We start from the raw sequence: 25,844 nt of genomic DNA, 5'->3' as shown, positions 1-25,844 counted from the left end.
TCTTGCATGGTCGCCGCGATGTGCACGCAGTCGTACTGGAATGCTGTCATGCCGCTGCCGCAACGGCAGGGCGATGCAACTGCAGGACCGGCGCAGCCTCGACCGCGCCGGTCCAGCAAAGCAGCAAGGCCGCGATGCGCGGCGATGCGAATTACTTGGCTTCGACGAACTTGTAATCGACGCCGGCCGGCGCAACGGCTGCCTGCACGCGCTCGTTGTCTTCCGCCTTGCCGATGAACAGCACCTTCACGCCCTTCATCGAACCCGGCTGCGCCTTCTGGAACGCGGCGATCACGAGGTCGGCCGTCTTGTTCGACGACGGGCCGCCGTAGGCGAGCAGGTTGCCTTCGACGATGCCGCGCTGGATGTCGAGCTGTGCCTTCTCGAGCTGGCGGTCGTAGAAGCCCTGGAAGTCCGGGGACGTCTCGGCCGGCAGCGTGTAGAGGTACGGGCTGGAGACGACGCCTTCCATGTTGCGCTTCACGACCTCGACCAGATACTCGCCCCAGGCGTTCTCGTCATCGGTGGTCGGCGCGGTCAGCGGCGCCTGCTCGACGGCGGCCTGCTCCTGCTGTGCTTCTTCCTTCTGGCAGGCGGCGACGAACGGCAGTGCGAGGCAGGCGATCAGCAGCGCGCGGGTGGACTTGTTCATGGGGTTCCCCATTGGCTTGGTTGGAGTGGGACTGCGGAAGCGGTTCCTGCGCAGCGCTCAAGCTGCGCTGCAGGACGCGGCATGGTGCCGCAGTGCCGGGCCATTCTACGGTGAACGGCCGAGCCCGGTTCAGGCATCGCCCGACATGATCGGGCGGCGTGTGGGCTCAGCCGCGGCGCCAGTGCGTCTGCAGCGCGGCGGTAACCGCGGCCGGCACGAAGCCGGAAACATCGCCACCGAGCCGCGCGATCTCGCGCACCAGCGACGATGAAATAAAACCGTACTGCTCGGCCGGCGTGAGGAACAGCGTCTCCACGTCGGGAATCAGATGCCGGTTCATGCTGGCCAGCTGGAACTCGTACTCGAAGTCGGACACCGCGCGCAGGCCGCGCAGCAGCACGCCGGCACCGACCTCGGCGACGAAATGCGCAAGCAGCGAATTGAAGCCGCGCACTTCGACATGCGGGTGATGCGCGACCGCCTTGCGTGCAAGCTCGACACGCAGATCGAGCGGCAGCGCTGGGCCTTTGCCCGGGCTTTCGGCGACGCCGAGGATCAGCCGATCGAACAGCTTCGCGGCCCGGTCGACGAGGTCGACATGACCATTCGTGATCGGGTCGAACGTACCGGGATAAACGGCGATGCGGTGGCGGGCCGGGCTCATGTCGGGTCACGAAAAGCGGCGGTTCCGGCCGCGTCGCCGGCAGTGTAACAGCGCAAGCGCGGCCGCCAGACGCGGACGCCGCTCTATAACAAACCGCTACGCATCGCGTCGCAACAGCGCGTAACGCACCTCGCGCGTCCGTCCCTCGCGGTGCAGCTGCCACCCCGCGGGCAGGGCCCAGTGCGCGTCCGGTGGCGATTCGACATAGAGCCATCCCTGCGCACGCAGCTTCGGGGACAGCGCTTCCAGCGCCGCGCTCCAGAGTCCCGCCGCGAACGGTGGATCCACGAACGCGATGTCGAACTGGGCGTCGGGCTGGGCGCCGAGCCAGGCCAACGCGTCGGACTGCACGACCGTCGCCGCCTCGCCGCCGTCGAGACGCGCCGTCGTTTCGCGCATCGCCGCGGCCAGCCCGGCATCGCGTTCGACCAGCACTGCACGTGCTGCGCCGCGCGACAGCGCTTCCAGCCCGAGCGCTCCGCTGCCGGCAAACAGATCGAGCACGCTGGCACCGGGCAGCACCGGCATCAGCCAGTTGAACAGCGTCTCGCGCACGCGGTCCGAAGTGGGCCGCAGGCCGGCGACATCGGGCACCGCAAGCTTGGTGCCGCGCCAGCGGCCACCGATCAGTCGCACCTTGCCTGCGGACGGGGCCGCGCGCGACGCAGCCGGGCGGGAGGGTCGTTGCATCAGGAGACGGGAGGGGCCGGTGCTAGCATGTGACCATTCTCGCGCATTCGGCCGCCTGCCTTCCGATGGTCAGTTTTTTCCGACGTAAAAAGCCCGAAACGCCGACGAGCGAACGCCGCTACAGCACCGAGGAACTCGCTGCCGCGTTTCCGTCGACCTCCACGCCGGCTCCCGCAGCCGACGCTCCGGCAGCGCCGGCCCGCGTCGATGCCGGGCACGTTGCAGACGCTCCCGTCCGCGAAGCCGATGCTGGGCAACGCCCCGCGGCCGGCCTGGACGAGAGCGCCGCGCAGGCGCTGCTCGAAGCGAGCCAGCCGCATCCGCCGATGTCGGCGCCGCTGCCACCCGAGGTCGTCGCGCCCATCGTCGACGCGCGGGCCGCGACGGCGCCGGCCGGGCTTCCGATCGAAGCGGCCGAAGCGGTCGCCCGCGCGGCGGAGCCTGTCGCGCCCACCCCGCAGCCGACGGCCCCGCCGCGGCCTGCACCGCCGCCGATCCCGGATTTTTCCAAGCTCGAGTTCCGCACCCCCGAGCAGATCGCCGCCGACACAGCGGCCACCAAGGCCGTCTGGCGCGAGCGGCTCGGCGGCAGCGTGTTCGCACGTAGCCTCGGCGGCCTGTTCTCGCGCAACCCGCGCCTCGACGACGACCTGCTCGACGAGATCGAAACCGCGCTGATCACCGCGGACGTCGGTGTTTCCGCCACGACCGACCTCGTCGACAGCCTGCGTCGCCGCATGAAAGGTCGTGAATTCGCCGACTCGCGCGAGCTGCTGCTCGCGCTGCGCAGCGATCTGATCGGCATGCTGCGCCCGGTTGCCGTGCCGCTGCAGATCGATCCCGCGACGCGGCCGTTCGTACTGCTCACCGTCGGCGTCAACGGAGTCGGCAAGACCACGACGATCGGCAAGCTCGCGCGCCGCTTCAAGGACGAAAACCGCACGCTGATGCTGGCCGCGGGCGATACGTTCCGCGCCGCGGCCGTTGCCCAGCTGCAGGCATGGGGCGATCGCAACGGCGTGCCAGTGATCGCGCAGGGCCAGAATGCGGATGCCGCATCGGTCGCGTACGACGCACTGCAGGCGGCCAAGGCGCGCGGCACCGAAGTGCTGATCACCGACACCGCAGGCCGCCTGCATACACAGCAGGGACTGATGGCCGAACTCGGCAAGATCAAGCGCGTGATCCAGAAGCTCGATGCCGATGCGCCGCACGAAGTGCTGCTGGTGATCGACGGCACGACCGGCCAGAACGCGCTGAGCCAGCTGCGCCAGTTCAATGCCGCGGTCGGCGTGACCGGCCTGGTGGTCACCAAACTCGACGGCACCGCCAAGGGCGGCGTGGTGTTCGCGCTTGCACGCGAGTTCGGCATCCCGATCCGTTTCGCGGGCATCGGCGAACGGCCCGAGGATCTGCGCGTGTTCGATGCCGAGGCCTTCGTGGATGCGCTGCTGCCGGAGGCGCTCGGCGCCTGATGCGCCCCGGCGGCGTTGCGTGTCGATGCGCGACGGCTTGCCGGGCTCGCGCGTGTGCAGGCGCATGCTTGCTCGTAGTGCGTGCAGGTCATGACGGATCCGCTGCGGGTTGCCGATGAGCCGCAGGCGCCGGTTGCTGCTCGTTGTGGCGGTACTGCTGGTGCTCCTCGCAGGCGCAGTGCACTGGGCATCACGACCGCAGCGCCTGACAGGTGCGCTGGTTGACCGGATCGGCAATGCGCTGGGCCTGGAGATCAACGCGTCCGGCATCAGCGAGTACCGCCTGCGTGGCGGCCCGCGCCTCGTCGTACGCGACCTCGTCGCCCGCCAGCCGGGCGCATCCGATCCACTGCTCAGCGCGCGGCGCATCGCGCTTTCGCTGCCGTGGTCGACCGTGCAGGCACGAGGCGGCGACCTGACCGCTGACCGGGTCGAGATCGACGGGCCGGTGCTCGATCTGCAGGCGCTGCGGCGATGGCAGGCGACGCGTCCGCCGTCGGGCGAGATCCGAGTGCCGACGCTCACCGATGGGCTGCAGGTGCGAAGTGGCCAGCTGGTCGGCGATGGCTGGCGCGTGCGGGACATCGCGCTCGACCTGCCGCGACTGCACCCGCAGCGCCCGGTGCGCGGCAACCTCGAAGGCCGTATCGAAACCGACGCGCTGCGCGTGCCGTTCGATCTGGCCATCGCGCTGTCGCAGCCTGCGCGCGATGCCAGCGCCGAAGCGCGCGGCACCGTGGCGGTGCAAAGCCGCGACTGGCAGTTGCCGATGCAGGTTCAGGCGGCGGGCCAGCTGCGTTTGGATGCACGGGTACCGGGCATCGATGGACTGAAGCTCGGAGCCGATGCGCAGCACCGCTCGGGCAGCTCCACCACACCGTTTGTTTTCGGCCTCGCCGGCAATTTGCGGTTCGCGCAGGCGGGCGTTTCGCTGCAGCCTGCCGGCGTCGCGCTGCGCGGAACCGGGGCGGTGCCGCAACTCGACGCGGGTGGGCGAATCGAGTGGAAAAGCGGCCTTGGCCTTGATCTGCAGGGCGCACTGGCGCGGTGGCCACAGGCGTGGCCCGCGCTGCCGGCGCCGATCGGAAAACCACAGACGCCGGTTCCGTTCGCGCTTGCCTACAACGGGCCGGGGGATCTGTCGGGCGCGACGTCGCTGCAGCTCGAACACCGAGCCACGACGATCGACACCGACTTCCGGTTGCCGCTGATCCTCGATTGGCTCGAGCACCGTGATCAAGGATCGCCGCTGCCGCCGCTCACCGGCCGCATGCAGACGCCGGAGATGCAGATTGCTGGCGCAACGCTCGAGGGCGTGGAGATCGAAATCGAAGCACCTGATGCGCCCGCATCTGACGCCGCCGACGGCACTGCCACCGATGACGACTGACCCGGTTCCCACATCCGCCGGCCAGCGGGCTGCACAGCCGCCGTGCGAGTCGTTCGCAGGCCGGTTGCTGCGATGGCACGCCAGTGGCGGTCGCCACGACCTGCCGTGGCAGAACCCGCGCACGCCGTACCGTGTGTGGCTGTCGGAGATCATGCTGCAGCAGACGCAGGTCAAGACCGCGGCGCCGTTCTTCGAGCGCTTCGTCACCGCCCTGCCCGATCTGCCCGCGCTTGCAGCCGCGCCGCAGGACCGCGTTCTCGCGCTGTGGTCGGGCCTGGGCTACTACGCGCGTGCCCGCAACCTGCACGCCGCCGCGCGGCACTGCGTCGCCGAGCACGATGGCGAACTGCCGCGCGATCCCGACGCGCTGATCGCCCTGCCCGGCATCGGCCGCAGCACCGCCGCGGCCATCCTGTCGCAGGTCTGGGGCGACCGCCACGCGATCCTCGACGGCAACGTCAAACGGGTGCTCGCGCGCGTGCACGGCATCGAAGGCTGGCCGGGACTGCCCGCGGTCGAAAAGCGCCTGTGGGCGATCGCGGAGCGCCATGTCGACGATCCCTTGCTCACCCCCGCCCGCATGGCCGATTACACGCAGGCGCAGATGGACCTCGGCGCGACCGTGTGCACGCGTTCGAATCCGGCCTGCATGCTCTGCCCGCTGCAGGACATCTGCGTCGCGCGTCTTGAAGGACGCGTCGCGGAGCTGCCGACGCCGCGCCCCGGCAAACTACTGCCGCAGCGGCATGCGCATGTGCTCTGGCTTGAAGACGCCGAGGGGCGCGTGCTGCTCGAGCGGCGCCCGCCGGTCGGTATCTGGGCATCGCTGTGGTCGTTGCCGCAGCTCGACGCCGACAGCGCCGCGGTCGACGCGTGGTTGCGCACCCATGTCGACGCGCCTGCAGCCAGCGCCGAGGTGCTGCCAAGCGTCGCGCATGCCTTCAGCCACTACCGGCTCGATCTGCTGCCGCTGCGTTGGCGCAACGCATCGCTACGGCCTCACGTAGCCGACAATGAAGCCCTGCGCTGGGTATCGCGTGGCGAGCTTGCCGACCTCGGCATCCCCGCCCCCGTGCGCAGACTGCTCGAATCCTGACTGCCTAGAGGCCCGCCATGCCCCGCACCGTTCACTGCGAATACGAGAAACAGCAAACCGACGGTCTGGACTTCGTGCCATGGCCGGGCGAACTGGGCAAGCGGGTCTATGCCGGCATCGGCAAGAACGCCTGGGCCGCATGGCTGGCGCACCAGACCATGCTGATCAACGAAAATCGGCTCTCGCCGATGGACCCGAAGCACCGCGCATTCCTCGAGCAGGAGATGGAGAAGTTCCTGTTCGGCGGCGGTACCGAGAAGCCGGCCGGTTACGTTCCGCCGGCCGAATAACTGCAGGCGGTGCAGCGCGCACGCTGCGCCGGCCGCGTCATTCCCGCGGCGCTTCGCGCACTTCCGACCTCATTTCGCGCTGGGCCTCGCGGATCGCCGCCATGTCCAGCGGCCTGATCTCGTGGATCGGGCACGGGATCGTGAACCCCACCGACGATTGCGGAATCACCCGATCGAACCGCGCGTAGACCGTGCGGAACTGGCTCGTCACTGAGATCGCGGTTGCGAACTCCAGGTCCGGGCAACTTCCGTTGAGCGTCAGCAGGTACGCCTGGCTCGGCCGCGTCCAGACCGCGAGCGCCGAATCGCCGAGCGGGGTCCAACCGTTGATCGAGCCGACATAACGGAAGCTCTGGACCGGCTCGCCCGCGTGCTGGCGGTACAGCGTAAGGCGGTCAGCAGCGCGAAGGCGGGCGTCGCTGGCACAGCCGGAAGCCAGCAGCACAACGGCGAGCGCAGCGGTCAGGGTTTTCATGCGTAGGTCCTCGAATGGCCGATGACGCGGCAAACGTCCAGCTGGAGCGATGCACGCGCGATAAGCACGACTCAAGCTTGCCACCGGCCGCAGCCGCCCGTATCATCGCGCACCTCACACGGCACGCCGTGATGCGGCCGGGTAGCTCAGTTGGTAGAGCAGGGGATTGAAAATCCCCGTGTCGGGGGTTCGATTCCCTCCCCGGCCACCATTTCTAATGGCACCGTGTGATGAAGAAGAAAAGGCCGCGAATGCTCGCGGCCTTTTTCTTTTTGCGCGTCTGGTACGGCCGCAGCGAGCGGCTGCAACCCGCAGCCCGCCCAACTCGGTATCGATCAGCGCTCCGTGTGCGCCGGTTGCGTGATCGCCTTGGGCTCAAAAAAAAGCCCGGGCATGACCCGGGCTTCCCAAGAACCACCTACATCCGTGTTCCTCGCCGTCAGTCCTCGGCGGTCTGATAGAACGTCTGGTAGCGGCCGGCGGCGACTGCATAGGCTGCGCGTGTGACGGCCTTGCCCGGGTCGAAGTAGGCCTTCAGCGTCGGCTGCAGGTCATAGGGCCCCTGCACCACCGCGAAGCGCGCGTTGATCAGGCCGTGATCGAGCGCCAGCTGCACATAGCCGCGCAGGCTGGCGGGGATCGATGCGGCGTCCTCGACCGGGATGCGCTTGCCGTCGTAGAACGCGGTCAGCTGACCATCGAATGCGCGGGCCTGGTCCTGCAGCGCCAGCGCCTGCACGAGCGAATACGCGAGGCTTACGCGGGTGACCGCGTCATCCGGGCGGAATGCGCCGTTGACCGTGCCCATCACGCCGGCATGGCTCTGCGACAGGTCGCGAAGCGGCGCGCCGCGGGCGACTGCCGACTCGGCGAACTCGTACCCGGCATCGCCCGGCTTGAAGTCGCTGAAGCTCGATTGGCCACTGAACGGCAGGTGCTGGCGCACGCTGGCGCCCATCAGCAGGTACTCCGCGAGTTCGCGGCGCTTGATCTTCTGATCGGGGCGGAACTGCTTGTCCGAGTAGCCGTCAACGAGGCGGTTCGCGACCGCGAATTCGATCGCCTGGCGTGCCGGGTGCGTCGCGACGTCACCCATGCCGGTGTAGCCGCCGGAGTTGATGAAGCTGACTTCGCCGTTGACGTAACCCGGCGCTGCGTAGCCGTTGGTGACATCGCCCGGATCCAGATCGGTACCGGCCACCGAGCCGATCCCGCGCACGGTCACCTTCCAGGTACCGGCCTTGCCCGGTGCACCCGCGACCACCGTGTCGCCCAGCAGCGGCAGCGCGATCGACGAGCCGTAACGGTTGCCATCCGGATCGATCAGCACGACCGCGATCGTGTTCGCGTCCACCGTTGCGCGGGCGCTGACCCAGGCGACTTCAGGACCGACCGTGAACTCCTTCGTTTCGACCGTCCCGACCGGGCTGAAGAAGATTTCGAACGGCACGGGAGCGGCGCCCGGCGCGAGCAGCGCATTGGCGCTGAATTCGCGCAGGCCGTTGACCGTCGCACCGAAGCCGGTGCGCACGCCGGCCGCTTCGGCAACCGCGGCATAGGCGTTCAGATGGCCCATGCCGGCTTCCCAGGGCAGGCGGCCGGTCATGTTGGTCGAGGTGCGCTCGATGATGCTCTTGACCTGTGCCGGGGTGAGGTTCGGGTTGGCCTCGAGCATCAGCGCGATCACGCCGGCGACATGCGGCGTCGCCATCGAGGTGCCGCTGGAGTGCGTGTAGAACGGGAAGTGCTCCGGCGCGAGTTCGGCATCCTGACCAGCCGCGAGCGGCGGCAGCGCGCCCGTGTTCGCGCGGGTAGACACGATGTCCACACCGGTGGCGACCACGGTCGGCTCGTTGATGTAGGTCCAGGCGCGGCCGTCCGGCATCGTGAACGTCGCGGTTTCACCACGCTTGCCGCGCGAGGAGAAACCGGTGAGCACACCGTCCTTCTCGCCTGCACCGACCGAGATCACCCACGGGGCCTGTGCATACGGGTTGTGGGTGTCTTCGCCCGGACCGTCATTGCCGGCCGCGAACACGCTGACGATGCCGCGCTTGTAGAGCTCGTAGGTGGCGACGTTGACCGGGTTCAGCGGTTCGAACTTGCCGCTGCTGCCCCAGGAGTTGCTGGTCACGCGGATCGGTGCGCTGTAGCTGAACTGGTTGGTCGCCGCGTAGTCGAGGCCGCCGACCGCATCCAGGATGAACAGCACGCCGCCTGAGCCGTAGCCGACGAGCTTCGCGCCGGGTGCGGCGCCGCGGTACAGGCCGCCCGACCGCTGGCCGGTGCCGCCGACCGTGCCGGCGCAGTGCGTGCCGTGGCCGGAGCCCAGGTCGGTGTTCGGCTGTCCCTCGAGGTAGGTCATCGGGACGATGCCCGGCTGAATCTCGGCCGCGATCTCGGCCAGGATGTTCTGCGGTGCGAGCACGTTCTCGACCACGTTGCGGCCGAGCTTCAGGTCCTCGTGCGTGGCGTCGATGCCCGAGTCGTTGACCATCACTGCCACACCGGCCCCGCTGAATGGAATCGCGCGGCCGTAGTCGGCCGGGTTCTGCACGGCGCGCGCGGCGCCGGAGATCTCGCGCTGCTCCTTGTTGAAGTAGCGCAGCGGCGCGTTCCAGAAGATCGACACGACGTCGTCGCGCTTGGCCAGCGCGCGGATCTCGGCCGGAGTGGCGAGCGCGCCGGCGATCGGGAGCGTCCGCATCGTCACGCCCTTCTCGATGCCGATCGACTTCAACGCCTGCACCTGGGCACCGCTCACCGGCGTGGACTGGCCGTAGGTGATCACGACCGCCAGCTCGTCCGCGGCCGTTGCGGCATTCATGCGTTCGACGAGTTGCGGGTCGAGTTGCGCATCGGCCAGCGCGACGCCGCTGGCGAGCAGGCCGGCAGCAATGGCGCAGACGCGGAAGGTCTTCCGGGAAGCGGGGCGTGGGGTCATTCGGGCATCTCCAACAGGCGCAGCAGGGGGATAGGACGAGGGTCCTCCCGTCGCCCCGCCCGGCACCATCGTGATTTCCCTTCACCCGCGCTGGGTGATTCCCCCCACACGCACCCGGCCACGGGCTTAACACGAGCGCGGCTGGGTGTTTTCCCCTGCTGACGCGCCTTGACGCGGCCGTTACCCTCGGAGGGTCCAACATCCAGATCCATCCGGACCGACTACAGGGGCAAATCGGCATGACCAAGCTGCGCTGGATCTCCACCTTGATGCTCACCGTGGGGCTGCTCGCAGGAGCCGGCACCGCGTCGGCCGAATTGCTGCCGGTTTCCGTCGAAGCCTCGGGCAACGTCGCCCATGCCCGCATCGGCACCGGCTCGACCCCGCTTGCGGAGGTCACGCTCGCGTTCCAGGACGCCAGCAACCTCAATGCCGCCAGCATCGGCATCAGCGCCGAGAAGGTGAACCTCGCCGACCCCACGCTGCTCGCACGGCTTCCTGCCGGCCTGCTGACCCAGCCGGCCACCGGGCTGCCGGTGCTCATCACGATCGAGCCGCCGGCCCAGAGCGGCCTGAGCTTCCGCAACACCGGCCGCATGGAGATCCACACCCATGCCCTGCCCTACACCGTCGGCAGCTCGTTCCGCGTCTTCAAGGCGCCGCTCAACGGCTCGTTCCGCGACGTGACCGACGAGATCGCCCAGGGCAGCGTGCGTGCACGCAGCTCGTACGGCGGTTTCTCGCAGTTCCTGATCGTGACCGACGTGCGTGCAACCGGTGACGTGATCCGCGAGAAGTTCAGCCGCCTGCGGACGAACGTAGCGGCCCTGCCGGAAGCCGAGCGCGCCGGTTTCGCCAACCTGCTCGACAGTGCCGAGGCGGCCGTCGCCAGCGGCGACTACGCTACGGCGATTGCGAACACGGATGCGATCCGCACGCGTGCGAACGAACGCGGTGGTGCCTTCATCGCGAACGAGTGGCGCGCCACCCGCGACGTGACCAATCACGCCGGCGAGATCGCCGCCAATGCCGCATCGCTGCGCTTCAGCGTGGCCTACCTGCGCGACTTCGGCCAGTAATCGGTCCGGCATCGCGCTCACCGGCGCGAACCCGCCCTACACAGCGCCCTCCGGGGCGCTGTGTCGTTTATGGCGATGCAAACACCATCGAGCTGGCCTGATGCGCATAGCGCTACCGTTGCTCTGGTGATCCGGACACGTGGCGAGGACCGTGAGATCGCTCTCTGCGCAACAACCCCGACCGCACTAAGATGGGGCCGATGCAAGCCAGACTGATCGCCTATCCCACTGACGCCGCGGCTGTGCCGCGCTGGCTGTCCGCGGGCGATCGGCTGCGGGTCGGGCGCGGTGCGGACTGCGACCTGGTGCTCGACGACGCGTCGGTTTCGCGATCCCACGCCGAGCTCTCCTTCGAAGACGGCGCTTGGCGCCTGCGCGATCTGGGCAGCAAGAACGGGGTGCATGTCGACGGCATGCAGGTGCGCGAGCTCCAGCTGCCCGCGAACTGCTGGCTGCGCTTCGGCGACGTGCACTGCGAATTCGCCCAGTTCGACGCGCGCCAGGCCGAAGCCCTGCGAGGCCGCGAGCACGAGCGCCGCGCCCGGTCGGCGATCCTGACCCAGCAGGTCGCAATGGGCGGCCGATACGACTCGATGCTCGACGATGTGCTGCAGGGCGTGCTCGAGCTGTCGGGATGCACGCGCGGCTTCCTGCTGCTCGCGCAGGGCGGCGATTACGTCGTCAAGGCAAGCCTGGGCACCGACGACGATGCGCTGGGCCGTGGAGAGTTCCGCGGCAGCGTGGGTGCGGTCGAACGCACCCTGGCCGAGCGCCGCCCGGTCGTGGTCAACCAGGTGCGCACCGAAGCCTGGCTTGCGAACCGCGTGTCGATCATCGAAAGCGGGCTGCAATCGCTCGTGTGCCTGCCACTGCTGGACCGCGACAAGGTGCTCGGCGCGGTCTATGCCGACCGCAAGGGCCGTGGCGAGCCGATCACCGCGGTCGACCTTGAACTGCTGCAGGCATTCGCGGAGACGGCAACGCTGTGGCTGCTGGCGGGCCGTGCGCTCGACTCGCTCAACGACGCCCCACGCTGGAGCACGCTCGTGCGCGCCCGGGCGCCTGCAGGCGGGGACGACGCGTGATCGACCCGGGGGCGACGGCCACCGGTCTGTACTCCCAGCAGCGGCTCGCCGCAGGCACCGTCCTCGCCGGCCGCTTCCGCATCGAGTCGGTGCTCGGCATCGGCGGCATGGGCGTGGTCTACCGCGCCAGCGACGTCGCGCTCGACGTGCCGGTGGCGCTCAAGCTGCTGCGCCCCGAGCTGGCTAGCCGTGCCGACGCGTTCGATCGCTTCCGCCAGGAGCTGCTGACCGCGCGGCAGGTGTCGAGCCCGCATGTGGTGCGCATCCACGACCTGGCGCAGGACCAGGGGCAGTGGTTCATCACGATGGACCTGATCGAGGGCGAAGGCCTGGACCGGCGCATCGACCGCGACGGCCCGTTGCCGCCCGACGATGCGATCGCGATCGCGCGCCAACTCGCCGAAGGCCTTGCGGCGGCGCATGCGCGTGGCGTGGTCCATCGCGACCTCAAGCCGGCGAACGTGCTGATCGATCGCGAGGGCCGCGCCTACATCACCGATTTCGGCGTCGCCCGTTCGCTCGCAACTGGCGGCCTGACGCAGTCCGGCGCCGTGGTCGGTACGCCCGATTACCTGTCTCCCGAGCAGGCCCGCGGCGAGCAGGTCGATGCACGCAGCGACCTGTACGCGCTCGGGCTGATCCTCTACGAGATGCTGACCGGGGCGATGCCGTTCGCGGGCGGGACCGTGCCCGAGATCCTGGCCCAGCGCATGCTGCGAACGCCACCGCCGGTGACGCAGCTGCAGCCGCAGACGCCGACCTGGGTCGCCCGACTTGTCGACCGACTGCTGCGCCCGCAGCCCGCGCACCGGCTGCAGAGCGCAGGCGATGTGATCCGCGCGATCGACCGACGGGAGGTGCCGCGGGAGTGGCGGCCGCAGCGACGCGGCTGGATCGTGGCAGCGGTCGCGCTTCTGATCGCGCTGCTCGGCGCAGGTACCTGGTACATCGTCGACCAGCGCGAAGTCGCGCCGGGCGTTGCGACGATCGCACCGCTGCACCGGCTGCTCGTGTTGCCGCTCGAAGCGCCGGCCGAACTGCTGGACCCGCCGCAACGCGTCGCGCTCGGGGCGCAGCTGCGCGAAGCACTGGGCGCAGCGCCGGGGCTCGCGGTGGTCGATCAGGACCGCACCTACCAGGCGCTGCGGCAGCTCGATCCGACCGGATCGACGCAGGTCGATCCCGATGCGCTGCAGCGCATCGTCGGCGCCGACCGCGCCTTGCGCGTATCCCTGGCGCCGGGGCCTGACGGCATGGTGGCGACCGCCGTGTTGCAACGCACCGGACTGGCGCCCGCGTCCGTGACGGCAACAGGCGCAGACCCGGCTGCCGCGCTGCGCAACCTGCTTGCGCAGCCGGCGCTGGTACGCGCACTGGGCACGGAGTCGCTGCCGCCGCTATCGGCCCCGGAGTCGGCGGAGGCGCTCACCGCCTATGGCGCCGGGCTGCAGGCCCGACGCGAGGACCGGCCCGCAGACGCGCTGCAGCGCTTCGCAGCTGCCACGACGGCCGCGCCGGAGTTCGGATACGGCTGGCTCGCCCAGGCCGAGGCCGCATCGGCCATCGGTGAGCAGGACGCCGCATTCGACGCGCTCGAACGCGGGCTGCGCGCGGCCGATACGCCACCCGCGCTGCAACGCCGGCTGCAGGCCGAACTCGCGATGCTGGAAGGTGACGCGCCCACGGCTGCCGCGCAGTGGCGGCAACAACTGCAGGCGACGCCCGACGACACGTTCGCCGAGCTGAACCTCGCACGCGCGCTCGGCGGCGGCGGGGATTTTCCCGCTGCGATCGCGGCCCTGCAGAAGCTCGTCGAACGCGACCCGAATGACCCACGCGCCTGGTTCGAACTCGGCAAGTTCTCGATCCTGCACGGCGAGGCGCAGCGCGCGGTCGACGATCATCTGGTTCGCGCGCTGGTGCTGTACAAGCGCAGCGGCAACCGCTTCGGCGAGGCCGAGACCGTCAATGCGCTCGGGATCGGCTACAACCGGCTTGGCCAGGTCGACGATGCCGAGGAGCAGTTCCGCAAGGCGGTCGAGCTGCGCGAGGCGCTCGGCAATCGCCGTGGGCTGGCGACCAGCCTGCGCAACCTCGGCAACGTGCTGGCGCTGAGCGGGCGCTTCGACGAGGCGGCCCAGCGCTTCGAGCAGGCGCGCGCGCTGCATGCCGAGCTGGGCGACCAGGAAGGCCTCGCCGCGGTGGAGAACGAACTCGGTCTGCTGGCCGAAGAGCGCGGCGACTACGCCGGCGCGCTGACCGCGTTCAGGCGTGCACTGAAGCTGTGGCAGCAGATCGGCCACAAGGCGGGCATCGCGAAGGCGCTCAACGACATCGGCTTCGTGCAGTACCAGCTGGGCGCCTACGACGACGCGCAGGCCTACCTCGTGCAGTCGACGAACGCGTACGAGGCAATCGGCGACCGCACGGGCCAGATCCGGACCCAGCAGAACCTCGGCCAGCTGGCGATCGCACGCGGCCAGTGGGACGAAGCGCGGCGCCAGTTGCAGGCGTCGCTAGAATCGGCCGAGCGCAACCAGATGTACGAGGAAGCCGCGGTAAGCCTGCGCAACCTCGCCGAACTCGAACTGCTGCAGGGTCACCTCGACGTGTCGCTGCGCAACGCCGCGCGTGCCGAGGCACTGTTCGAGCAGCGCGGCGATGCACGCGGCCGGGTCGACGCGGCACTGCTGCGCGTGCAGGCGCTGCTGGCAGCCGGATCCACCGTGCAGGCACGCGATCTGCTCGCGCAGCTCTCGCCGCTGCTCGAAGACGCACCGCCCGAGCAGCGCGCGATTGCCTCGCTGATCCAGTCCCGGCTCGCTTCGCAGGCCGGAGATCCGACCCGGCAGGCCCGCGAACTCGCGCAGGCCGCACGGCTTGCGCAGGCCTCGGGTGTTCGCCATCTGCAGTTGCAGGTCGCGCTGGAGCGGGCCGCGCGGGTGCGAGATGCCGAACTTGAATCGGCGCTCGCATCGCTGGGCCACATGGCGCTGCGGCTGCGCTGGAGCGAAGCGGCAATGCGTGAGGCGCTTGCAGCCGGCGAGGCCGAGGCCGCGGTGGAGCTGTACCGCGATGCGCTCACGCGCCTGCGGCGGGGCGACTACCTGCACGCGGCCGAACTGCACGACATCGGCGCACGCGCGCTGGAAGCGAGCGGCGATACGCACGGTGCGGCCGTCGCGCGCGAACACGCTGCACGCGCGAGGGCGACGTTGCGCCGCCACCTGCCGCGCGCAAACGCCACCAACGCGACCACGGCAAAGCCCGCCGTGGCTACCCCAGGAAGCTAGACCCATGGACGAACTGCGCACCCTGCGCCAGCAATACTTCGACCTGCTCGAGCGCCTGCAGCGCAACGAGCGCGAGTTCCGCCGACTCGGGCGCGCCGTCTGGCGCGTGCAGGAAGACGAGCGGCGCCGGCTGGCGCGCGAGCTGCACGACGGCGTCGGCCAGAACCTCACCGCGCTCAAGCACCGGCTGTCGCAACTCGACGATGCCCTGCCCGCAGAAGGCCCGGCGCGCGCGCACCTCGAAGCGGCGATGTCGCTGTGCAGCGACACGCTGGACGACACCCGCAACCTGTCACGCCTGCTGCGCCCGCCGATCCTCGACGACCTTGGCCTCGAGGCCGCGCTGCGCTGGCTGGCGCGCAGCCTTGGCGAGGCGAGCGGCCTGGACATCACGCTGGACCTGCAGCCCCTGCCCCCACTCGATGGCGAACTGCAGACCCTGCTGTTCCGCGTCGCGCAGGAAGCGCTGAACAATGCGGTCAAGCATGCAGCGGCGCAGACCGTGATCGTGCGGCTGGTTGCCCGCGAAGGGATGCTGCAGTTGCAGGTGGCCGATGACGGCCGCGGCTGCGAGCCGGCGCGCGCACTGCAGTCGGGCGGCAGCGGTCTGGGCGGCATGCGCGAGCGCCTGCGCCTCTACGACGGCCGGCTGGAGCTTCACTCGGCTCCGGGCGAAGGCACGCGCGTGCGCGCACTCGTGCCATTGGCGCCGCGCGGCGCGACACCGGTCCCGGTGCCGGCAGCTCGAACTTGACGCGACCGCGCCGGGCGCGCAGTTTTGCTGGATGAGCAATAACACCGTTCGCGTTCTGATCGCCGACGACCACACGCTGGTCCGCGAAAGCCTGGTCAGCCTGCTGCAGCGCGACGGCGACGTGCAGGTCGTCGCGCAGGCGTCCGACGGGCTGGAGACCATCGAGAAAGCCGTTGCAACGCGGCCCGACGTGGTGGTCACCGACATCGCGATGCCGCGCCTGAACGGCATCGAGGTGGTGCGCCGCCTCCACGAGGCGCTGCCCGACACGCGTGTGCTGGTGCTGACGATGCACCAGGAGGACGAGTACGTGCTGCAGGCCGTGCGTGTCGGTGCGGCCGGATACATGGTCAAGGACAGCGCCGCATCGGAGCTGCTCGAGGCCGTGCGTTGCGTCGGCGCGGGCCGCGGCTATTTCGGGCCGCAGGCTGCGAAGGCACTCGCCGAGCAGCTGCAGCACCCCGAACGCGATCTCGGCGATCCGTACGGTCAGCTGACCGCACGTGAGCGTGAGGTGTTCCATCTGATCGCCGAGGGGCTGACCACGAAGGAAATCGCGCGCCAGCTCGACATCAGCACGAAGACCGCCGAGAACCATCGCGCCCGCGTGCTCGCGAAGATCGGCGTGCGCAACACCGCCGAACTCGTGCGCTACGCGCTGCGCAAGGGGCTGCTGGACTAGGCGCTGCCCGCAGCAGACGCCCCCGCGCTTCGGACGGCGGACGCAGCCACTGCGGCATCCCGCATGCCACCTGCCTGCTCCGGCGCGCAGCGCGGCAACTCCAGCCGGAAGTGCGTTTCGCCCGGAGTGTCAGGCAGGAGCCGCAGTTGCCCGCCGTGGACGCGTGCAATTTCTGAAACGATGAAGAGCCCCAGCCCTGATCCCGCATTCGCATCGCGCGTCTGGAACGGCTCGAACACCCGCGCCTGCATTTCGACGGGGATCTCGCCGCGGCTCGCCACTTCGAGCACGACGCGATCGCCATGATCGGCCGCCGTGACCCGGATCGGGTCCTCGCCGTGCTTGAGCGCGTTCGCCACGAGGTTCGACACCGCCTGCCCGATCCGCATCGCGTCCCACTGACCGGTCAGGTCACCGTGGTCGGGCGGAAGCAGGCATTCGAGGTGTCGGTCGGGCTGGCCGCTCGACAGCTCATCAACGGTATCGCAGACGATCCGGCCCAGGTCCGCAGGCCCGGGCGTAATCGGCAGGCCACCACCGAGGCGGCTGCGTGTCACGTCGAGCATGTCCGCGATCAATCGGGCCATCCGTCCCGCGTTCGCGCGCATGCGCTCCAGCGCGTGCCGGTCCCCGGGGTCCTGGCCGTCGCGCAGCAGCATCATTTCCGTCGTCAGTACGATCGCGTTGAGCGGGTCGCGCAGGTCGTGGCTGAGCATCCCGACGAAATACTCGCGCATGCGCTCGCGCTGCATCATGTAATGGTCGACCGCATCGGTGACGGCGTGGTCGATGTTCTCGTTGAACATGATCAGTGGCGGCAGCCGTGAGAGTGCCTCTTCGGGCATGTCGTGCGAGTGCGCCGCGTAGACGTCGAGCACGACTCGGCGCAGCAGGCGGTACTCGGCAACGACTTCGCGCAGACCGTAGTCCTGCGCCAGCCGGTGATCGGCATGCAGCAGCGGCAGTTGCTCGAGCGAGACGGCGGAGGTGTCGCCGCGCTCGATCGCGTCGGCCATCGCATCGAGCAACTGGGGGATGTGATCGCGTCGGCCTTCGCGCGGCAGCCCACGCGATGACGGCAGCTGGAGCGTGCGGTGCTCCCACTCGCGCATGATCTGCTCACGGTGCGAGCGCAGGAACTGGGCAAGCGTGCGCATGAAGCTCCTCTGGCAGGGCCGGACGTCCGGCCAGGTCAGGCAGTCTCGCCGCTCGCGGCGAAGCCCGACGTGAATGGTCCGGCCAGCGCCCGGGCAGCCGCGGCTACGGGGCCGGCGGCCGGGACGCAGGCGCGCGCCGCTCGCGGCTGCGCGGTGGCGGGGCCGCCTGCGTGGCATCCAGCTCGACGATGCGCGGCTCCAGACGCCCGTCGCGCAGGCTCAACTCGCCCAGCGCGATCGGCAGGCTGAAGCGGCGCGGACCCGCGCTGCCCGGGTTTATGTACAGCACGCCACGGTCGCTGCGTATCAGCGGGCGATGCGTATGCCCGCTGATCACGATGTCGACGCCTTCGGCCACCGGATCGACGTCCAGCAGCTTCAGATCGTGCAGCACATGAATGCGATGGCCGGCGAGTTCGAGCATGCAGCTCTCGGGCAGCGCCTTCGCCCACTCCGCGGTGTCGTTGTTGCCGCGCACGGCGGTCAGCGGGGCGACCTCACGTAGCCGGTCGAGGATCGCAGCCGGACCGATGTCGCCGGCGTGCACGATGTGATCGCACCCGTGCAGGAATTCGAGCGCCCCGGGCCTGAGCAGGGCGTGCGTGTCGGAAATGAGGCCGATCCGGGTCATCGGGCAATGCCTCCCGTGGGCGGGTGACCGGTCCTGCGGAGTGCGAACGGACCGCTTGCCCGCAGGGTAACCACCGCATCGTCTACGCCGCGGGGAAAACCGCCACGCCGCCGCTAAACGTCAACCTGCGGCCTGCGGCCTGCGGCCTGCGGTCGCGCCACGCGCAGCGGCGCCGTCCAAGCGCGACCGTACCGCGGCGCACAGGGGTTTCCCCCTGCATGGCATGGGGATTAGTCCGGATGGTGCAGCAGGCCCGGCAGCGCAACCCTGCAAGACGTAGCTGCACGCGAACTCCCCCGCTTCGCTTCCCGAAGGATCCGCCAATGCCCGCTTCGTCCCGCTTCCGCGCTGGCCTGCACGCCAGCCTGCTCGCCGCCGCGATCTTCACCACGCCGATGCTCGCCGAGGCACGCCGCCTCGACCGCAACCTCGAACTGTTGCTGCCCTCCCTCGCCGCGACCGAAACCGTGGAGGTGATCGTCAGCTTCAACGGTGACGGCCCGCTGACCGCCGAGCAGCAACAGCGCCTCGCTTCGCTGGGGCTGAAGGGTGTGACGATGCGATCGCTGCCGATCGCCGGCGTCGTCGCCACGCCCGCGCAGGTCAACGCGTTGCTCGGCATGAGCGACGTGCGCTCGGTCTGGCTCAACGATGTGCTCGATTACGACAACCGCGAAGCCACCGCGCTGACCGGCGTCGACCGCCTGCGCACCGACCGCAACCTGCGCGTCGGCGGCTTCCCGGTCACCGGCCGCGGCATCGGCGTGCTCGTCAACGACTCCGGCGTCGACGGCACCCATCCGGATCTCAAGTTCCCCGAGCACGTGAAGCAGAACGTGCTGGCGCAGACCAACCTGCACGCGGTCGACGACCTGCTGCCGGTGACCTTCGTCGAAGGCGTGGCGAATACTGACATCGGCGGCGGTCACGGCACGCACGTGGCCGGCACGATCGGCGGCAACGGCGCGGCCTCGGGCGGCGAGCAGGAAGGCGTGGCGCCGGGTGCCGGCATTATCGGCTACGGCTCGGGCGCAGGCCTGTTCATCCTCGATACCGTTGGTGGCTTCGATTACGCGTTGACGCACCAGGCGCAGTACAACATCCGTGTGGTGTCCAACTCGTTCGGCCAGACCAGTGACACCGGCACCGACTTCGACCCGGATCATCCGACCAACATCGCCACGAAGAAGCTCGCCGACCGCGGCGTGGTCGTGGTGTTCTCGGCCGGCAACTCCGGTGCGGGCGAAGGCACGATCACCGGCAACTTCAAGAAGGCGCCGTGGGTGGTCACCGTGGCTGCGGGCGACAAGCAGGGCCGGCTCGCGAGCTTCTCCTCGCGCGGTGAAAAGGGACGCGGCGGCACCGTGACGGTCGACGGCGAAACGTTCACCTGGGTCGATCGCCCCACGATCACCGCGCCCGGCGTCGATATCGCCTCCGCACGCGCGTCGCTCGGTGCGCTCGACAAGACCAAGCTCGAGAGCGATGCCAAGAAGCTCGGCACCGCACAGGCCGCGTACTACACGTTCTCGTCCGGCACCTCGATGGCCGCCCCGCACACCTCGGGCATCGTCGCGCTGATGCTCGAGGCGAACCCGGCGTTCGACTGGCGCGACGTGAAGCGCGTGCTGCAGGAAACCGCCAGCAACATGCCGGGTAACGAGGCGTGGGAAGCGGGCGCCGGCTACATCAACGCGCACTCGGCCGTGCAGGCTGCACTGAACGCCGGCAATTACGGTGCAACCGTCAACGCCGCGCGTACGTTCAACGCAGACGCCAAGATCTCGACCGGCAGCGTCAAGGATTACTCGATCGACTTCAGCCCGGTCGGCGCGCCTGCCGACGTGAAGTTCGAGGTCGGCGCCGACACCGCGCTCGTCGCGGCGCGCGCGAACGTAGGCACGAACACCGTCGCGATCTCACTGACCGACCCGAACGGCAAGCGCTACGGCTCGTCGATCGCGCTGCCGATCCTCGGCCAGAACATCGCGGCATCCGCGCCGGGCGTCCCGGGCACCTGGACACTCAGCGTGCGCGGCATCGGCTCGCTCTCCGGAACCGACCTCGACCCCGCCGATGTCACGAACGGCTATGCCGCCCCGGGCACGGTCAAGGTCAACGTCAAGCAGCTGCGTACCGATGGCTATGCCGGCCTCAGCGACATCCAGGGCCATCCGGCGCAGGGCTTCGTCGAGTTCGGCGTGTCGAACCGCCTCGTCGACAGCACGCCGGAAGGCAAGTTCTATCCGGACCGCGCCCTCACCCGTCGCGAACTCGCCGACTACCTCGTCATGGGCAGCGGCATCCGTCAGTTCCAGCCGCTCTTCGGCGTGTCGTCGCTGACCGACGCGAACAAGCTCGGCAGCGGACTTGCCTTCGCCGAAGCGGCGATCGCGACGGGCGCAGCGCAGCGCGACCTCAGCCACCGCCAGGCCGGCGTGATGGGTGCGGTGAACGGCGCGTTCCGTCCCGATGACGCCGTCACCCGCGTCAGCCTCGCCTACTCGCTGGTGCAGAGCCTGGGCCTGCAGAACGAGGCGTCCGCGTTCACCGGCGAGCTCACGGTGGTCAACGGGACCAAGCGCATCCCGATCGAAGACGCGGCCTCCATCCCGGCCAGCCTGCGCGGTTACGTGCAGTACGCACTCGACCTGGGCCTGATCAACGCACGCTTCGCACTCGTGCAGGGCCCGTTCGACCTGCAGCCGACGCTGAAGGCGTACTTCGACCCGTCCACCAAGGTCACCCGCGGCGCCTACGCCGCTGCCGCAAGCCGCCTGCTCGGCGTCTACGGCCCGTAAGCCACTGCAGGGCCGTCCGCGCCCCCGGCCGTCCCTGTGGTGTCCCGAAGCCCGCCCTCCTCCGGCGGGCTTCTCCTTTTCAGGGCGCAGCGCGCACCCGCCGCGTGCTGCCGCGACGTGTCCGTACGCCGATGTATCCTCGATACCTTCCCGGTACGGAGCGATTGCATGAAGGCGAGTCGATGGTTGGCACTGGCATTCGTGGTCACGTCGGTGGCCGGCTGCGCAGGCGGCCCGGTGCGGCGCGTGTCCGAGCCATCCGCGCGCATCCAGCAGATCACCGTCCAGGCTGACGGGTCGTGGCAGACGCAGCTGCGGATCGAGAACTTCAGCAGCATCCCGATGCGCTTCGATTCGCTCGACGTTGCACTGTCCGTCGCCGGCGAGCCGGCCGGTCGACTGACCGCGCAGCCGGCCATCACGATCGGACCCGAATCGGCCGACGTCGTTTCGACCACATTCGCGCCGAGCGTCGCCGCCAAGCTGGCGGCCGCCGACGCGCTAGCCAGCGGCCGCAGCCTCGACTACTCACTCGCGGGCACCGTCATGGCAACGCCGGATGAAAAGCGCCAGCGCAGCTTCGAGATCAAGCGCAGCAGCGCGCTGAGCCCCGCGCCCGGCCTGCCGGGCGTGCTTCGCTGACACCGGTTGAGCGGTCTCTCAAAGCGAACTCGCCGTGCGCCTGCGCGCGCTGCGCGACGTCCATTCCGGTCCACGCCTCCCATCGCTTAAAGGAGTGCCCATGAGCACCTACCAGGCCCCTCTTGCCGACATGCGTTTCGCCCTCTTCGACGTGCTCGGCGCGGACCGCCGCTTCGAACAGCTGGGCTTTACCGAAGCAACGCGTGACGTACTCGATGCGGTGCTCGAAGAAGGCGCGCGTTTCACCGAAACCGTGCTCGCACCCCTCAACGCCATCGGCGACCGCGACGGCTGCACGCTGGACCGCGCAACGGGCGCCGTCACCACCCCGCCGGGCTTCCGCGAGGCCTACGCCCAGTACGTCGAAGGCGGCTGGAGCGGCCTGACGTCGCCGCCCGAATTCGGCGGACAGGGCCTTCCGCATGCAGCCGGCATCGCGCTCAAGGAAATGATCGACGCCGCGAACCTGGCCTGGGGCAACTTCCCACTGCTCTCGCACGGCGCGACCGAAGCGCTGCTGCACCACGGTGAGGACTGGCAGCGCGACGTGTTCCTCAAGCCGCTGATCGACGGCCGCTGGACCGGGACCATGTGCCTGACCGAGCCGCACTGCGGCACCGACCTCGGCCTGCTGCGCACGCGGGCCGAACCGGGCGAGGACGGCAGCTATTCGATCACCGGCACGAAGATCTTCATCACCGCCGGCGAGCACGACATGACGGAGAACATCATCCATCTGGTGCTCGCCCGATTGCCCGATGCCCCGGCGGGCAGCAAAGGGATCTCGCTGTTCGTGGTGCCGAAGGTGCGCGTCGGTCGCGACGGCTCGACCGGCGAGCGCAACGGCGTGCGCTGCGGCAGCCTCGAACACAAGATGGGCATCCACGGCTCGGCCACCTGCGTGATGAACTTCGATGGTGCACAGGGCTGGCTCGTCGGCCAGCCGCACCGCGGGCTCGCCGCGATGTTTACGATGATGAATACCGCGCGCCTAGCAGTCGGGCTGCAGGGCCTCGGGCTTTCCGACCGCGCCTACCAGAACGCGCTGCGCTACTCACGCGAGCGGCTGCAGATGCGATCGCTGTCGGGCGCGAAGTACCCCGACAAGCCGGCCGACCCGATCATCGTCCATCCCGACGTGCGTCGCATGCTGCTGACCTGCAAGGCGCTGATCGAAGGCAGCCGCGTGATGGGATACCACGCTGCGCTGCTGGTCGACATCGCCCATGCATCGCCCGACGCCGGCGAGCGAGCGCAGGCCGATGCACTGCTCGGCTTCATGACGCCGATCGCGAAGGCCTGCCTGACCGAATGGGGTGTGGAGTGCACGTACCACGCGCTGCAGTGCTACGGCGGCCATGGCTACATCGCCGAGCACGGCGTCGAGCAGCTCGCGCGTGACGCACGGATCACCACACTGTACGAAGGCACGACCGGCATCCAGGCGCTCGACCTGCTCGGCCGCAAGGTCATGCAGCAGCAGGGCGAAGGCCTGAAAGTGATGCTGGGCCTGATCGAGCAGTTGTGCAGCGAGCAGGCAACCAACGACGCGGTGGCGCCATACATTCCCATGCTGCGCGAGAAAGCGTCGCAGTGGCAGCAGCTCACGCGCGAGATCGGCAGGCGGGCCGCTGCGAATGCCGACGAGATCGGCGCGGCCGCCTACGACTACCTGATGTATTCGGGCTACGTAACGCTCGGGTACTGGTGGCTGCGCAGCGTGGCGGCCAGCGAGGCATCGACGCACAACGACGCCTTCAAGGTAGCCAAGCGCGAGACCGCGCGGTTCTATTTCGAGCGTGTGCTGCCGCGCACGCTGGTGCACGCTTCGGCCATCGAAAGCGGCGCCGCCCCGCTGATGACCCTCGAAGCCGACGCGTTTGACAACTGATCCGGACAGGCCGGTATGCGACCGGCGCCGCCAGGATTCGGACCCTGGCGGCCGTTCACCGCACAGCAGCCAAACCGTCACCCGTTTGGGTATAAGCTCGGCCTGTGATGGACACCGGTCGAGCCCCGCTTCGCCTGATCCGCACCGGCACCTGCGCCGAGACGCTGCGCAGCCCGGACGGGCTGCCTGCGACCGGCCTGGAGCGGCTGAACTCGGTGCGTCTTCTTTCCCTCGACGCGCATGGCCGTGCACTGGACTGGATGCACTGGCAGGACGCGGCATGCCTCTACGTGCGTGGCGCCGTGGCCTGGACACTGGGCGAGCCCTGCCTCGAGGTGCACGGCGGCGTATCGCGCGCCACGGGCCTGCAGAGCACGATCGAACTGCATCCGATCGTCGCCGCGCGCAGTCAGGCGCGATTCCACGCGCTTGATCCGACACCGACGCTCACAAACGCCGCACTGTTCGCGCGTGATTCGTCCCTGTGCCTGTACTGCGGCCGGGAATTCCCGCGCTCGCAGCTGACACGCGACCATGTACTGCCGCTGTCGAAGCGTGGCCGCGACATCTGGGAAAACGTGGTTGCCGCCTGTTTCCCCTGCAATTCGCGTAAAGGCAACCGCACGCCGCAGCAGGCGGGCATGCCGTTGCTTGCAGTGCCGTACCGGCCGAGCTGGATCGAGCACCTCATCCTCAGCAACCGCAACATCCTCGCCGACCAGATGGCGTTCCTGAAGAGCCAGCTGCCGAAGAACACGCGGTTATCGCCCTGACGGTCGTGCGACGCGCGTGCGAATCTTCCCGAGCAGGGCGACCCCAACGATGCGCAGCAAGCCGCGCACGCTCTAGCGGCACGACCGATACGCGTTGACGGCTGCGGTCGGCTCCGCAACACTCGAACCACCCTGTCGAAGCGACCGCCAACGATGCCCCACACCCTCGGCTTCACCGGCATGGATTCAGCCACCGAATCGACGCTGCAGACCGCGTTTGCGGTCGCGAACGCACAGGTCGGCGGTGGCTGGCGTCTGGTGCCTGAGGGCGACGCCGAGTTCGTGATTGTCGACATGGACAGCATGTACGGGCCGATGAGCTGGCTGCGCCTGCACGGCAACGGCCGACGCGTGATCGGGCTGACCAGCTCGCCGCGCACGCAGACCGACTTCCGGCTTGCACGCCCGATCGACGCCGACGCCGTTACTGCGCTGCTGCGCGAACTGGACGGGCCCATGCCTGCCGGGGATACCGCACCCGTGCCCGCCCCTGCGCAGGCAGCAGACCCCGCGCCTGCACCGGCCTCCGCCCCAGGCGGCATGACGCCCGCGCCGCAACCGTTCGACCAGCTGCCCGAGGAACAGGTGCTGCCCGCAGCCGGCGAGGCTCCGCTCGAGACCGAACCGCTGTCCGTGCCCACCCCCGGCGTCACCACGCCGCCCGATCTCGAGCCGCCCAGCACCGCCGTCGGCCAGGTACTGCCCGCCGCGCCGAGCATCCAGCCGCATGTCCCGACCGAGGCGACAGCAACGCGCACCCTCGCCGACTGGATCCGCTCGGGCCGGCTGCACGGCCGCCTGCGTTTCGAGCGCGGCGGCGCACGGGTGCTGATCAACGCCGACCAGCAGCAGTACCACGGCCCCAGCGCCCTCAAGCCGCTGGCGCCGCTGTTCGACGGCCCGGCCGAGCTGGACGATTTCAATCCGGTCGACGGCGGCGAGTGGACTGCGCAGACCGCCGCCCTGGGCGAAGCCCAGCCGCTGGTGCGACTGGCGTGGTACGGCGCGCTGCTGGCCGGCAAGGGCAAGTTGGGACCCGGCTACGACGCGGCCGGCCGCTACCAGTTGCTGAAGTGGCCGCAGACCGAGCGCGAATTCCCGAAGCACTTTCGCATCGCCACCGCGATGATGAAAGGGCCGACGACACTGCCCGAGCTCGCCGTCGCCAGTGGCGTCGCGCTCGAGGACGTCACCGACTTCGTCAACGCCAACCTCGCCACGGGATTTGCCGAGCTCTACCGCGACCCAAACCCTGACGGCGACGCGCAGAAGGGTTCGGGCCTGTTCGGGCGCCTGCGGGGCCGCTGAGCCGCCGACGTTTCGCGTCCATCCGCTCATCCACCGCGCGGCCACCGAGGTAACCCGCAAGGCGCGGGCGCA

Annotated in this window: 20 protein-coding genes, 1 tRNA gene and 1 pseudogene; 15 read left to right on the top strand and 7 right to left on the bottom strand. The window is 69.4% G+C overall.

Translation table 11 applies throughout. The annotated features are described in order from the left end of the window. Nucleotides 1-151 precede the first annotated feature (151 nt). From ACFFGH_RS13945 to rsmD, 3 genes are all read right to left on the bottom strand, one after another. Nucleotides 152-652: a hypothetical protein gene (locus ACFFGH_RS13945; protein ID WP_386669231.1), complete on the bottom strand. Its 501-nt coding sequence runs from the start codon at nt 650-652 to the stop codon at nt 152-154. A 166-nt stretch (nt 653-818) separates the two neighbouring features. Continuing rightward, a complete protein-coding gene (gene coaD / locus ACFFGH_RS13940; RefSeq protein WP_386669229.1) occupies nt 819-1,316 on the bottom strand; it encodes a pantetheine-phosphate adenylyltransferase in 498 nt (165 codons plus the stop codon). Nucleotides 1,317-1,412: 96 nt separating this feature from the next. Then, nucleotides 1,413-2,006, bottom strand: coding sequence for a 16S rRNA (guanine(966)-N(2))-methyltransferase RsmD (gene rsmD / locus ACFFGH_RS13935; protein WP_386669227.1), 594 nt, complete (start codon nt 2,004-2,006; stop codon nt 1,413-1,415). 65 nt (nt 2,007-2,071) lie between these two features. Between rsmD and ftsY the strand changes: the two genes are divergently transcribed. The 4 genes from ftsY to ACFFGH_RS13915 all read left to right on the top strand — a co-directional run bounded on the left by ftsY (nt 2,072) and on the right by ACFFGH_RS13915 (nt 6,257). Further along, the gene (gene ftsY, locus ACFFGH_RS13930; RefSeq protein WP_386669225.1) at nt 2,072-3,481 is read left to right on the top strand and encodes a signal recognition particle-docking protein FtsY; all 1,410 of its coding nucleotides are present in this window, start codon (nt 2,072-2,074) and stop codon (nt 3,479-3,481) included. 115 nt (nt 3,482-3,596) lie between these two features. Continuing rightward, the gene (locus ACFFGH_RS13925; protein WP_386669223.1) at nt 3,597-4,871 is read left to right on the top strand and encodes an AsmA family protein; all 1,275 of its coding nucleotides are present in this window, start codon (nt 3,597-3,599) and stop codon (nt 4,869-4,871) included. Then, nucleotides 4,861-5,967, top strand: coding sequence for an A/G-specific adenine glycosylase (gene mutY / locus ACFFGH_RS13920; protein WP_386669221.1), 1,107 nt, complete (start codon nt 4,861-4,863; stop codon nt 5,965-5,967). Before ACFFGH_RS13925 ends, mutY begins: the two co-directional genes overlap by 11 nt. Nucleotides 5,968-5,984: 17 nt before the next feature. Continuing rightward, complete coding sequence (locus ACFFGH_RS13915; protein WP_386669220.1) at nt 5,985-6,257, top strand: oxidative damage protection protein; 273 nt, start codon at nt 5,985-5,987, stop codon at nt 6,255-6,257. Between the two features lie 37 nt (nt 6,258-6,294). On the opposite strand, the gene ACFFGH_RS13910 is transcribed toward ACFFGH_RS13915, so the two are convergent. Further along, the gene (locus tag ACFFGH_RS13910) at nt 6,295-6,732 is read right to left on the bottom strand and encodes a DUF6491 family protein (RefSeq protein ID WP_386669218.1); all 438 of its coding nucleotides are present in this window, start codon (nt 6,730-6,732) and stop codon (nt 6,295-6,297) included. Nucleotides 6,733-6,867: 135 nt separating this feature from the next. Between ACFFGH_RS13910 and ACFFGH_RS13905 the strand changes: the two genes are divergently transcribed. After that, a tRNA-Phe gene (locus ACFFGH_RS13905) sits at nt 6,868-6,943 on the top strand. Nucleotides 6,944-7,171: 228 nt separating this feature from the next. Here the strand turns inward: ACFFGH_RS13905 and ACFFGH_RS13900 are convergent. Beyond that, on the bottom strand, nt 7,172-9,676 hold the full coding sequence (locus tag ACFFGH_RS13900) for a S8 family peptidase (RefSeq protein ID WP_386669216.1): 2,505 nt from the start codon (nt 9,674-9,676) through the stop codon (nt 7,172-7,174). 239 nt (nt 9,677-9,915) lie between these two features. Between ACFFGH_RS13900 and ACFFGH_RS13895 the strand changes: the two genes are divergently transcribed. The 5 genes from ACFFGH_RS13895 to ACFFGH_RS13875 all read left to right on the top strand — a co-directional run bounded on the left by ACFFGH_RS13895 (nt 9,916) and on the right by ACFFGH_RS13875 (nt 16,569). Then, entirely contained in the window at nt 9,916-10,755 is an 840-nt protein-coding gene (locus tag ACFFGH_RS13895) for a DUF6689 family protein (RefSeq protein ID WP_386669215.1), read from the top strand. A 200-nt stretch (nt 10,756-10,955) separates the two neighbouring features. Beyond that, nucleotides 10,956-11,840, top strand: a complete 885-nt coding sequence (locus ACFFGH_RS13890; protein ID WP_386669214.1) for an FHA domain-containing protein — start codon at nt 10,956-10,958, stop codon at nt 11,838-11,840. Then, complete coding sequence (locus ACFFGH_RS13885) at nt 11,837-15,133, top strand: protein kinase domain-containing protein (RefSeq protein ID WP_386669212.1); 3,297 nt, start codon at nt 11,837-11,839, stop codon at nt 15,131-15,133. Before ACFFGH_RS13890 ends, ACFFGH_RS13885 begins: the two co-directional genes overlap by 4 nt. A 4-nt stretch (nt 15,134-15,137) precedes the next feature. Further along, the gene (locus ACFFGH_RS13880; RefSeq protein ID WP_386669210.1) at nt 15,138-15,887 is read left to right on the top strand and encodes a sensor histidine kinase; all 750 of its coding nucleotides are present in this window, start codon (nt 15,138-15,140) and stop codon (nt 15,885-15,887) included. A gap of 31 nt (nt 15,888-15,918) precedes the next feature. Further along, nucleotides 15,919-16,569 carry a response regulator gene (locus ACFFGH_RS13875; protein WP_386669208.1) on the top strand — a complete coding sequence of 217 codons (651 nt, stop codon included), beginning with the start codon at nt 15,919-15,921 and terminating at the stop codon, nt 16,567-16,569. Here ACFFGH_RS13875 and ACFFGH_RS13870 read toward each other — a convergent pair. After that, a complete protein-coding gene (locus ACFFGH_RS13870) occupies nt 16,566-17,726 on the bottom strand; it encodes an ATP-binding protein (RefSeq protein ID WP_386669207.1) in 1,161 nt (386 codons plus the stop codon). The genes ACFFGH_RS13875 and ACFFGH_RS13870 overlap by 4 nt on opposite strands. Before the next feature lie 178 nt (nt 17,727-17,904). After that, a pseudogene (locus ACFFGH_RS13865) lies at nt 17,905-18,357 on the bottom strand (metallophosphoesterase family protein); the annotation flags it as partial. Between the two features lie 323 nt (nt 18,358-18,680). Here ACFFGH_RS13865 and ACFFGH_RS13860 point away from each other — a divergent pair. The 5 genes from ACFFGH_RS13860 (at nt 18,681) to ACFFGH_RS13840 (ending at nt 25,772) form a co-directional block, all read left to right on the top strand. Continuing rightward, nucleotides 18,681-21,158 carry a S8 family serine peptidase gene (locus ACFFGH_RS13860; RefSeq protein ID WP_386669205.1) on the top strand — a complete coding sequence of 826 codons (2,478 nt, stop codon included), beginning with the start codon at nt 18,681-18,683 and terminating at the stop codon, nt 21,156-21,158. Nucleotides 21,159-21,326: 168 nt separating this feature from the next. Further along, nucleotides 21,327-21,800 (top strand): LEA/WHy family protein, encoded by a 474-nt coding sequence (locus tag ACFFGH_RS13855; RefSeq protein ID WP_386669203.1) that lies wholly within the window; start codon nt 21,327-21,329, stop codon nt 21,798-21,800. Between the two features lie 100 nt (nt 21,801-21,900). Next, nucleotides 21,901-23,691: an acyl-CoA dehydrogenase C-terminal domain-containing protein gene (locus ACFFGH_RS13850; RefSeq protein ID WP_386669201.1), complete on the top strand. Its 1,791-nt coding sequence runs from the start codon at nt 21,901-21,903 to the stop codon at nt 23,689-23,691. A gap of 107 nt (nt 23,692-23,798) precedes the next feature. Further along, nucleotides 23,799-24,464 (top strand): HNH endonuclease, encoded by a 666-nt coding sequence (locus ACFFGH_RS13845; RefSeq protein ID WP_386669200.1) that lies wholly within the window; start codon nt 23,799-23,801, stop codon nt 24,462-24,464. 153 nt (nt 24,465-24,617) lie between these two features. Further along, entirely contained in the window at nt 24,618-25,772 is a 1,155-nt protein-coding gene (locus ACFFGH_RS13840; RefSeq protein WP_386669198.1) for a hypothetical protein, read from the top strand. Nucleotides 25,773-25,844 lie beyond the last annotated feature (72 nt).

It is taken from the genome of Lysobacter korlensis (genome assembly GCF_042434515.1).
Note: the sequence above shows the minus strand (reverse complement) of the source record. Positions and strands in the feature narration are given on the sequence as shown.

What these genes read in the sequence shown, in the direction of transcription:
- ACFFGH_RS13840 (WP_386669198.1), top strand. Translation starts at nt 24,618, where the DNA reads ATGCCCCACACCCTCGGCTTCACCGGCATGGATTCAGCCACCGAATCG.
- ACFFGH_RS13860 (WP_386669205.1), top strand. Translation starts at nt 18,681, where the DNA reads ATGCCCGCTTCGTCCCGCTTCCGCGCTGGCCTGCACGCCAGCCTGCTC.
- ACFFGH_RS13875 (WP_386669208.1), top strand. Translation starts at nt 15,919, where the DNA reads ATGAGCAATAACACCGTTCGCGTTCTGATCGCCGACGACCACACGCTG.
- ACFFGH_RS13845 (WP_386669200.1), top strand. Translation starts at nt 23,799, where the DNA reads ATGGACACCGGTCGAGCCCCGCTTCGCCTGATCCGCACCGGCACCTGC.
- ACFFGH_RS13925 (WP_386669223.1), top strand. Translation starts at nt 3,597, where the DNA reads ATGAGCCGCAGGCGCCGGTTGCTGCTCGTTGTGGCGGTACTGCTGGTG.
- ACFFGH_RS13850 (WP_386669201.1), top strand. Translation starts at nt 21,901, where the DNA reads ATGAGCACCTACCAGGCCCCTCTTGCCGACATGCGTTTCGCCCTCTTC.
- ACFFGH_RS13855 (WP_386669203.1), top strand. Translation starts at nt 21,327, where the DNA reads ATGAAGGCGAGTCGATGGTTGGCACTGGCATTCGTGGTCACGTCGGTG.
- mutY (WP_386669221.1), top strand. Translation starts at nt 4,861, where the DNA reads ATGACGACTGACCCGGTTCCCACATCCGCCGGCCAGCGGGCTGCACAG.
- ftsY (WP_386669225.1), top strand. Translation starts at nt 2,072, where the DNA reads ATGGTCAGTTTTTTCCGACGTAAAAAGCCCGAAACGCCGACGAGCGAA.
- ACFFGH_RS13890 (WP_386669214.1), top strand. Translation starts at nt 10,956, where the DNA reads ATGCAAGCCAGACTGATCGCCTATCCCACTGACGCCGCGGCTGTGCCG.
- ACFFGH_RS13910 (WP_386669218.1), bottom strand. Translation starts at nt 6,732, where the DNA reads ATGAAAACCCTGACCGCTGCGCTCGCCGTTGTGCTGCTGGCTTCCGGC.
- rsmD (WP_386669227.1), bottom strand. Translation starts at nt 2,006, where the DNA reads ATGCAACGACCCTCCCGCCCGGCTGCGTCGCGCGCGGCCCCGTCCGCA.
- ACFFGH_RS13870 (WP_386669207.1), bottom strand. Translation starts at nt 17,726, where the DNA reads ATGCGCACGCTTGCCCAGTTCCTGCGCTCGCACCGTGAGCAGATCATG.
- ACFFGH_RS13945 (WP_386669231.1), bottom strand. Translation starts at nt 652, where the DNA reads ATGAACAAGTCCACCCGCGCGCTGCTGATCGCCTGCCTCGCACTGCCG.
- ACFFGH_RS13900 (WP_386669216.1), bottom strand. Translation starts at nt 9,676, where the DNA reads ATGACCCCACGCCCCGCTTCCCGGAAGACCTTCCGCGTCTGCGCCATT.
- ACFFGH_RS13880 (WP_386669210.1), top strand. Translation starts at nt 15,138, where the DNA reads ATGGACGAACTGCGCACCCTGCGCCAGCAATACTTCGACCTGCTCGAG.
- ACFFGH_RS13915 (WP_386669220.1), top strand. Translation starts at nt 5,985, where the DNA reads ATGCCCCGCACCGTTCACTGCGAATACGAGAAACAGCAAACCGACGGT.
- ACFFGH_RS13895 (WP_386669215.1), top strand. Translation starts at nt 9,916, where the DNA reads ATGACCAAGCTGCGCTGGATCTCCACCTTGATGCTCACCGTGGGGCTG.
- coaD (WP_386669229.1), bottom strand. Translation starts at nt 1,316, where the DNA reads ATGAGCCCGGCCCGCCACCGCATCGCCGTTTATCCCGGTACGTTCGAC.